Genomic DNA, 8,890 nt, shown 5'->3' on the forward strand with positions numbered 1-8,890 from the left:
GGGATCTGGAAATACGGGCCACTGACATCATCACCGGGCACATAGTTCTGCTCATAGCCATCCCCGACGAGCGCGATCGCAGTCGCGAACTGCGGATGCTTCGCCAGTTCCTTGACCTCTTCGCCCTCGGCGAAGATCCGCCGCCCATCATCGAGCGAGGCAAGGTAGTCGTCCCGGGTCATCATCGCCATCTGGGCTCCTTCGCGGGGTTCTCAATCTCAATTCCTGAGGCTAGAGTCAGTTTCAGGAAACCACAAGGACCCAGGCGTGCATCGAGGGTGGATAATTCTCGGCAGCCATCGACGAGAGGAGGCGAGCCCGTGCCACCGACCACCAAAGGTCGACGAACCGAGGCGGCATTTCTCGACGCCGCGCGGCAAACCTTCGCCGAGAAGGGCTACCTGAACACCAAGATCTCCGATATCGCGGAGGTCGCGGGACGCTCGACGGGTTCGTTCTACAACTACTACGACAACAAGGAACAGTTACTCGAGGCGCTGCTGGAGCAGTTCAGCTCCGAGGTCGTCGAGTCCTCGCTCGGCACGAGGCATGCCGACCCGGAGGCGGGGGTACGGGCCGCGGTCACCGCGTATTGGACGCACTACAAGAAGTACCTGCCGGAGATCATCGGGCTGTTCCAGATGTCGATGCTCGACGACACCTTCCGGCAGCGCTGGCGCGAGCACCGTGCGTCCGGTATCACGCAGATGCTGTCGGGACTGCACGGCGCCGAGCGCGCCGGTTATCGGGTCGGGCTTCCGCTGGATGCGTTGGCCTCGGCGTTGGTGAACATCCTCGAATCCTCCTGCTGGGCATGGCTGGCCGCCGGCGGTGATCTCGACGTCGAACCTCCCGACGACGACACAGCCATCGACGTGCTCACCGCCATCTGGTACCGAACGGTCTACGGACCGGGCACCGCGCCATGACCACCTAACCGACTTCGGCCGCAAGCCGTGCCGCGAGTCCCTCGATGATCAGGTCGAGTCCGACGTCGAACTCGTCGCCGAACTCGTACCCCGGTTGCAGAGCGTGCTCGAGGGCGAACTCTCGAAAGTACGGCAACGCCCCGTCCGGCAGCGCCGCGATCATCTGATCGCCCAGCTCGGCGAGGTCGTCGCCGCCTTCGAAGGGCAGGGCGAGTTCCTGGATCAGGAAACCGTAGAGGTGCGCGTCGAGAAGCGCGAATGCATGTCCGGTCAACGCGATCGAGAACCCCGCCGTACGCAGACAACCGAGGACGGCGTCGTGGTGAAGCAGCGTCGCGTAGCCCGCGTGGCGTCGCGAGTCCATCAGCCCGACCGCCCACGGATGGCGCTTGAGAACCGTGCGGGCCGACCGTGATCGCTGACGCATCTCGTCTGCCCAGTCCTCGCCGACGCGCGGCGCGTGGAACTCGTCGAACACCGCGTCGACCATCGCGTCGAGCATCGCCTCCTTGTTGGCGACGTGGTGGTAGAGCGACATGGCCTCCACATCGAGGCGCCGGGCAACGGAGCGCATGGTGACGGCACCGAGCCCGTCGGCGTCCGCGATGGCGACGGCCGCCCGCACGATGCCCTCACGGGTGAGTGTGGCCGCTTTGGGGGAACGGGGTTTGCCCGGCACGTCATGCACTCCTGGTCGTCGATCTCTTGACATCCTTACGTCGTAAGACTACCGTCACAACCAGGTTCTTACAACGTAAGGTTTGGAGAAGCAATGAAAGCCATCACACAGAATGCCTACGGCGGCAGCGAAACCCTCGAGATGGGCGAGGCCGACCGGCCGAAGCCGCAGAAGGGCGAGGTTCTGGTCCGGGTGCACGCAGCGGCGATCGACCGGGGCACGTGGCACCTCATGGCCGGCGAGCCGCTGGTTGCGCGACTGATGTTCGGGCTCCGCAAACCCCGCAACCCGGTCCCGGGTCGCGACCTCGCGGGCATCGTGGCCGAGGTCGGTCCCGAGGTCGACGGCTGGTCGGTGGGCGATGAGGTGATCGGCACGGCCAACGGTTCGCTGGCCGAGTACGCGGTCGTGCCGGTGACCCGGCTGGCCCGCAAGCCTGCCAACGCGTCCTTCGAGGAAGCCGCGGTGCTGTCGGTCTCGGGACTGACCGCACTGCAGGCGGTGCGCGACGTCGGCCGGGTGTCCGAGGGCGATCGCGTGCTGGTGATCGGGGCGTCGGGTGGGGTCGGCGCGTACGCGGTGCAGATCGCCGCGGCGCGCGGCGCCGAGGTGGTCGCGGTGGCGAGCGGTGCGAAGGCGGAATGGGTACGTTCGCTCGGTGCCCGCGAGGTCATCGACTATGCGCGCGGTGCCATCGATCCGTCCGTAGGGCCGTTCGACGTCATCATCGACATCGCGGGCAGGCGTCGGATCAGCGTGCTGCGCCGCCTGCTCACCCCACGCGGGACGCTCGTCATCGTCGGCGGCGAGGGCGGCGGAAAGCTCTTGGGCGGTACCGAACGTCAGCTCGGCGCCATCATGATGTCCCTGTTCGTGAAGCATCGCCTGACGAGCATGCTCGCCAAGGAGAGCGCCGACGACATGGCCGTGCTGGCCGCCATGGTCGAGGCCGGTTCCCTGCAGCCCACGCTGGACCGGACATTCGCGCTCGAAGAGACGACCAAGGCGATGGATTACCTGACCGAGGGCCAGGTCCGCGGAAAGATCGCGGTCACGATCTGAGATCTGCCGTCGGCCCGGCCTTGCGCGCGTACCCGATCCGGACGATCGTGGAACCATGCCCATCGACGTACGGCCCGCGACCGTCTTCGAGGACATCGCGACCATGGTCGGGCCGAAGAAGCCGGATGCCAATGTCTGCTGGTGCCTGAGCTACCGGATACCCAACAAGCTGAACCGGCAGCTGGTGCGGCAGGAACGCGGTGCGCAGGTGAAGAAGCTCTGCGACAGCGGGATTCCGCTGGGCGTGCTCGCCTACGACGATGACGACGTTGTCGTCGGCTGGGCGGCGGTCGCACCCCGCGCCGACACCACGTTCGCGACCAACCGCAAGATCCCGCACGTCGACGACCTCGACGTGTGGTCGGTGTGGTGCATCCGGGTCCGGCCCGGTCATCGTAGGCAAGGGATCTCGCATTCGCTGCTGGCCGGGGCCGTCGAATATGCACGTGAGAACAACGCACCCGCGATCGAGGGCTATCCCCTGGACAACAAGGGCGAAAAGGTCGACCTCACGATGGCGTACGTCGGCACGCGGAAGCTGTTCGAGGACCATGGTTTCGAGTGGTCCGCAGACACCACCTCGGTACTGAACGGCTTTGCGAGGGTGCTCATGCGGCGCGATCTGACGTAGTCGCTCCCCCATCACGTTAACGCGACCTCGATCGAAGGAGCGCAAACGCAACGAGGGAGCGGTCTCACACGAGTTCCCCGATCCCGCACTCCGGCACATGTATCCATCCCTCCCGCATTGCCACGTCTCGATCCGCGTCGTCGGGGAGGCGGGTGCGCCCCAGCTCCGCAGCGCGCGCGATCAGCGCGGTGATCACCGCGTCGAAGGCGTTGTCGTCGACGATCATCTGCTCCCGATGAGCACCGAGCTCCAGCCACGGCGCCGCCGCCAGTGCCTCGGTGAGCCGGGCGAGGCGTGCCCGGTTCGCGACCCCCTTGTATCCGCGCGACGGGAGGTCCCATTTCTTCAGCGCCGCAGCCGGATACGCCTCGACCGCCCAGCCGTTCACACGGTCGGCGACGCCGAGGTCGGTGATGAGCCCGGCCGCCCGGAATGCGACGTGCGCGATCTGGTCCGCGGACACGCTCAGCGGTCTGCCCCAGCCGTTCGCGACGACGACCCGGTCGGTCAATCGATACGCCAGGGGGCGGCGCGACTCGATCTCGTCGAGTCGACGACCCGCTCCGAGTTCACCGCGATGATGTGCGACAACGAATTCCACGAAGTCGTCGGGCCAGCCGAAGGGCGCGTCGACGCCGATCCGGTCCGCACCGACGACGAGGTCGGCGATCCGCGCATCGTCGGCGGGCATGGCCAGATCGACCACGCGGGCGGCGGCACCGGACCACTCGATCACCGCGACCGCGGTGTGCCGCGGTGATGCGGCGAGGTCGACACCGACCGTCCGCATCACCGCAGCCACCTAAAGATATTGCGGCTCAGAACTTCCCGTCAAGGAACTCCGCGTAAGCCGGCAGGTCGAGCTGTCCGTGTCCGGACAGACCGATCACCACGACCTGTTCCTCGTCGCTGTCGGCCACATGTGCCGCACAGGCCGCGATGGCGTGGGTGGACTCGGGTGCGGGCACGATCCCCTGGGCACGGGCGAACTGCACACCTGCGGCGAAGGCGTCGTGCTGGCTGACGGCGACACCCTCGACGAGGCCGAGCTCAACGGTGTGGCTCAGCGCCGGGGCCATGCCGTGGTAGCGCAGGCCACCGGCGTGGATCGGGTCGGGCACGAAATCCATACCGAGGGTGTGCATCTTGAGCAGCGGGGTGAGCCCCGCGACATCTCCGTGGTCGTAGCGGTACTCACCCTGCGTGATCGACGGGCACGCGGCGGGCTCGGCCGCGACGATGCGCGGGTTCGATCGGCCGTGGATCTTCTCGCGCAGGAACGGGAACGAGAGCCCACCGAGGTTGGAACCACCACCGGCGCAACCGAACACGACATCGGCGCCGTCCGGTTCGACGGCATAGAGCTGCTCGACGGCCTCTTGGCCGATGACGCTCTGGTGCAGCACCACGTGGTTGAGCACACTGCCGAGTGCGTATCGGGTATCCGGGTCCGCGGCAGCCATCTCGACGGCCTCGCTGACCGCCATGCCGAGGCTACCGGTGGTGTTCGGGTCCTTGGCCAGCATCGCCCGGCCCGACTCGGTCAGGTCGGACGGCGACGGGTGCAGGGTGCCGCCATAGGTTCGGATCAGGAAGCCTCGGTAGGGCTTGGAATCATAGGAGGCGCGGACCTGCCACACCTCGACGTCGATGCCGAACTGGGCGCCCGCGAAGGCGAGCGCGCTACCCCACTGACCGGCGCCGGTCTCGGTGGTCAGTCGGCGCACCCCGTCGATGCTGTTGTAGTAGGCCTGCGCGACCGCGGAGTTGGTCTTGTGGCTGCCCACCGGGCTGACACCCTCGTACTTGACGTAGATGTGCGCGCGAGTGTTCAGCGCTTGTTCGAACCGGCGAGCGCGGATCAGCGGGGAGGGCCGCCACATCCGGTAGATCTCCCGCACCGGCTCCGGGATCTCGATGTAGGGCTCGGCGGAGACCTCCTGCGCGATCAGACCGGCCGGGAACAGGGCGGCGAGGTCCTCGGGCCCGACCGGCTCCTTGGTCGCCGGATGCAGATGCGGCGGGATCGGGGTGTCGAGCTCGGCGGCGAGGTTGTACCAATGGGTGGGCACTCCCACGGTGACCAGATCCGGGTTGGTTGCGTCCACGTTCATCGTCATGCTGACCACCATAAACCGTGCCGAAAATCGTCGGCAGGGTGTTCGTGAACAGGCCCGACGGCTCGGGATGCCCGGACGGTCATCACCCCGGCAACCGGTATTCCTGCCTCGGCCGCCCGGTCGTCCCGTACTGCAGTGACATGACCAGCCGGCCGGTCGAGACCAGGTGGGCGAGGTGACGTCGGGCCGTCGCCGGGGAGACCCCGACCGCCTGGGACACCTGATCGGCGAACAACGGGCCGTCGGTGGCGGTGAACAGGTCGAGGATGCGTTGCTCGGTGTGACCGCCGGCTTCCGCACGGTCCGACGCCCGCGTGCCGAAGCGCAGCGCGGACAGTGCCGAGTCGACGGCGTGCTGATCGACGTGCTCGGCGACCAGGACCCGCCGGTACTGGGCGTAGCCGGCGAGTCGGCGGGCCAGTTCGGTGTCGTCGAAGGGTTTGATCAGATATGCAAGCGCACCCGCCCGCATCGCGGTCCGTACCGCCGCGGCGTCGGTCTCCGCGCCGACGATGAACACGTCGCACGCCAGTTCGGCTACCAGGTCGATACCGGACCCGTCGGGCAGATAGACGTCGAGCAACGCGAGGTCGATGTCGTCACCGCGATCGTTCATGGCAGCGCGGGCGGCGGCCACACTGCCCGCTCGTGCGACGACGCGGAAGCCCCGCACGGCCTCGACGATGCTCGCGTGCAGCGCGGCCACCCGGAAATCGTCGTCGACGATGAGGACGCCGAGGTCGGTCATCACGCTCCCTCCATCACCCCGGGCAGCCGGGCCACCATGACGGCCCCGCCCCCATGTCCGCTGCCCCCGACTCCTCCACCCGGGTCCGCCACCCAGATGTCTCCTCCGATCCGCCGGGCGATCTGGCGGGCCAGCGCCAGGCCCATACCCCGGCCACCGGGCACAGTCGTTTCGGTCTTGGTGGTCACACCTTCGTCGAACACCCTCGACGGGTCGTCGAACGCGATCCCTTGCCCCGAGTCGGCGACCGTGATCAGCAGGTCCTCGGCGTCGGTGATGACCTCGACCTCGACGACGCCGGACACCTCGGGCGGTTCATCCGCCGCCCCCGCCGCGCAGGCGTCGATCGCGTTGTCCACCAGGTTCCCCAGCACCGTCGTCACCACCACCGGATCGGCGAGCCCGCCATCGACCCAGGTCTGCTCGCCGAGGCGCAGCACGACACCACGTTCGCGGGCGTGCGCGGCCTTGGCGTCGAGAAACGACTGCAGATGAGGTTCACGGATGTTGTCGAGGCCGTCGAGGCGTGTGGTGTGCCCGGTTCCGGTGACCTCATCGAGGTAGGCCAGCGCCTCGTCGGTGTGTCCGTGCCGCAGCAGTCCGGCGAGTACGTGCATCCGGTTGGCCGTCTCGTGGCGGTGGGCGCGCAGGGCGGTGCTCATCGCGCGGATCGATTCCACCTCGTGGGTGAGATGTTCGACATCGGTCCGGTCGATCACCGACAGCACCATACCGAGGTCACGGCCGTCGGCCTCGACGGTGTGTGAGCTGACCAGCACGACCCGGTCACCGACGGTGGCCGCGATGGGCTCGGGGGTCGGCTGGGCCAGGACACCGCGCACTCGCGTGCTCAGCCCCAGCTCGTCGACGCGAGCACCGACCGGGTCGGCGAGGTCCAGCAGCCTGCGGGCGGTGTCGTTGGCGACCCGGACGACACCGCCCGCATCGACGGCGAGGACACCGTCGGCCATCGAATGCAGCACCGCCCGTTGTTCGCGTACGAGTTCGGAGAGCTCATCGGGTTCGAGGCCCAGGGTCAGCCGCCGCCACCGCCGGGCCAGCAGGATCGAGCCGATCGCCCCCACGGCCAACGCGGCCAGACCGAGGATGGTGGTGGCGATGACGTCGCCCCGGGTCTCGTCAGCCAGCTTGGCGGTGGACACCCCGACGCTGACGAAACCCACGACCAGCCCGTGATCGACGACCGGCACCTTGGCGCGCACCGACTCGCCGAGGGTTCCCCGATCGGTGCTCACCTCCTCTTCGCCGGCAAGCGCGGTCGACGGATCGGTGGACACATGCCTGGCGAGCTCGGCGGGGTCCGGGTGTGCGAGGCGCAGGCCCTGATCGTTGCCGATGACCACGAACAGCGCCCCCGTGCGCCGTTGCACCGCGACGGCCTCGGCCTGCAACGGCCCGGTCGCGAGCGCGGCGGCATCCAGCGACACGCCATCGTGGGCCGCGACCTCGGTCTGGACCTGCTCGTCAGCTGCCACCGACTGGGCGATGGCCAGTGCCCGCTGGGCGTACTCGTCGCGCACCCGGTCGTCGGTGCCGGAGATGACCAGCCCGAAACCGACGCCGAGGCTGACCGCGATGACGGCGAGCTGCAGGAGCAGAACCTGCGTTCGCAATCGCATGCGGTCAGCCTAGGTCGGGTCGACAGGTGATCAGGTCAGAACGGGATCGCGCCGACGAGGCAGCCGACACCCAGCATCACCAGGGACACCACGGCCGCGCGCCACAGCACCTTGCGGTGATGATCTGCCAGCGACACCCCGGCCAGCGCGACCAGCAGCAGGATGGCCGGCACCAGCGGGGACTGCATGTGCACCGTCTGTCCGGTGATCGAGGCGCGTGCCATCTCGGCCGGATCGATGCCGTAGCGCGTCGCGGTCTCCGACAGCACCGGCAGCACGCCGTAGTAGAACGCGTCGTTGCTCATCAGGAAGGTCAGCGGCAGCGACAGCACTCCGACGACGACGGCCATGTGCGGTCCCATCCAGTCCGGAATGCCTTCGGCCAGCCAGTGCGCAATCGCGTCCACCATTCCGGTGCCGTTGAAGACGCCGGTGAGCACTGCCGCCGCGAGCACCATCGCCACCACCGACACGATGCTCGACGAGTGGCGGGTGATCGCCTCCTGCTGATCCTTCACGTGCGGGAAGTTGACGGCCAGCGCGATGCCGGCGGCGATCATGAACAGCACCGGGATGGAAATGATGTCGAGTCCGAGGACGGTGAGCAGACCGACGGTCAGCCCGGCGTTGACCCAGAACAGCTTGGGCCGCAACGTGGCACGGTTCGGATCGAGCACACCCGTGAAGGTCGTCTCGCCCTCCTCGTTGTATTCCTCGACATGCAGGTCGCGGGTAGAGGTGTCGTCGTCGTTCGACCCGGCGGAACCGGTTCCGGCCGAGCCGGTTCGGGGAGTGCCGCGCCCGTTGCGTCCGAAGCGGCGGGCCTTTCCGGGGACATCGGTACCGGAACCGCCACCGGCGGCGACGAGAACCTCTTCGCGCGGCATCAGGATGGAGTCCTTGATCTCGATGCGCCCGATCCGGCGACGTTCCATGACACCGAGGTGCAGCGCGAACAGCAGGACGACGATGAGGGCGACGATCAGCGCCGGGACCATGGGCAGGAACACCGCGTTCGTGTCGATCTCGAGCGCGCTCGCCGCGCGGGCCGTCGGTCCACCCCACGGCAGGATGTTCATGG

The 8,890-nt window shown here is 67.9% G+C and carries 10 protein-coding genes; 3 read left to right on the forward strand and 7 right to left on the reverse strand.

Annotation, left to right across the window (positions count from 1 at the left end):
* Positions 1 to 191 (reverse strand): 4-hydroxyphenylacetate 3-hydroxylase N-terminal domain-containing protein (locus GORHZ_RS10800; RefSeq protein ID WP_006332922.1); only part of this gene is annotated, 191 nt, incomplete at its 3' end.
* 129 nt (positions 192 to 320) lie between these two features.
* Between GORHZ_RS10800 and GORHZ_RS10805 the strand changes: the two genes are divergently transcribed.
* Positions 321 to 929 carry a TetR/AcrR family transcriptional regulator gene (locus GORHZ_RS10805; RefSeq protein ID WP_006332923.1) on the forward strand — a complete coding sequence of 203 codons (609 nt, stop codon included), beginning with the start codon at positions 321 to 323 and terminating at the stop codon, positions 927 to 929.
* Positions 930 to 933: 4 nt separating this feature from the next.
* On the opposite strand, the gene GORHZ_RS10810 is transcribed toward GORHZ_RS10805, so the two are convergent.
* Complete coding sequence (locus GORHZ_RS10810; protein WP_006332925.1) at positions 934 to 1,608, reverse strand: TetR/AcrR family transcriptional regulator C-terminal domain-containing protein; 675 nt, start codon at positions 1,606 to 1,608, stop codon at positions 934 to 936.
* Between the two features lie 93 nt (positions 1,609 to 1,701).
* Between GORHZ_RS10810 and GORHZ_RS10815 the strand changes: the two genes are divergently transcribed.
* Both GORHZ_RS10815 and GORHZ_RS10820 read left to right on the forward strand, forming a co-directional pair.
* Complete coding sequence (locus GORHZ_RS10815) at positions 1,702 to 2,670, forward strand: NAD(P)-dependent alcohol dehydrogenase (RefSeq protein WP_006332926.1); 969 nt, start codon at positions 1,702 to 1,704, stop codon at positions 2,668 to 2,670.
* Between the two features lie 55 nt (positions 2,671 to 2,725).
* Complete coding sequence (locus GORHZ_RS10820) at positions 2,726 to 3,301, forward strand: GNAT family N-acetyltransferase (protein ID WP_006332927.1); 576 nt, start codon at positions 2,726 to 2,728, stop codon at positions 3,299 to 3,301.
* Between the two features lie 64 nt (positions 3,302 to 3,365).
* Here the strand turns inward: GORHZ_RS10820 and GORHZ_RS10825 are convergent, their stop codons facing one another.
* The 5 genes from GORHZ_RS10825 to GORHZ_RS10845 all read right to left on the reverse strand — a co-directional run.
* Entirely contained in the window at positions 3,366 to 4,091 is a 726-nt protein-coding gene (locus GORHZ_RS10825) for a DUF429 domain-containing protein (protein ID WP_006332928.1), read from the reverse strand.
* A 28-nt stretch (positions 4,092 to 4,119) separates the two neighbouring features.
* On the reverse strand, positions 4,120 to 5,421 hold the full coding sequence (locus GORHZ_RS10830; protein WP_006332929.1) for a TrpB-like pyridoxal phosphate-dependent enzyme: 1,302 nt from the start codon (positions 5,419 to 5,421) through the stop codon (positions 4,120 to 4,122).
* Between the two features lie 82 nt (positions 5,422 to 5,503).
* Positions 5,504 to 6,169 carry a response regulator gene (locus tag GORHZ_RS10835; RefSeq protein ID WP_006332930.1) on the reverse strand — a complete coding sequence of 222 codons (666 nt, stop codon included), beginning with the start codon at positions 6,167 to 6,169 and terminating at the stop codon, positions 5,504 to 5,506.
* A complete protein-coding gene (locus GORHZ_RS10840) occupies positions 6,169 to 7,809 on the reverse strand; it encodes an ATP-binding protein (protein WP_006332932.1) in 1,641 nt (546 codons plus the stop codon). Before GORHZ_RS10840 ends, GORHZ_RS10835 begins: the two co-directional genes overlap by 1 nt.
* 35 nt (positions 7,810 to 7,844) lie before the next feature.
* On the reverse strand, positions 7,845 to 8,890 hold a 1,046-nt coding region (locus GORHZ_RS10845), incomplete at its 5' end, for an SLC13 family permease (RefSeq protein WP_006332933.1).

The organism is Gordonia rhizosphera NBRC 16068 (assembly GCF_000298195.1).
GTDB lineage: Bacteria > Actinomycetota > Actinomycetes > Mycobacteriales > Mycobacteriaceae > Gordonia > Gordonia rhizosphera.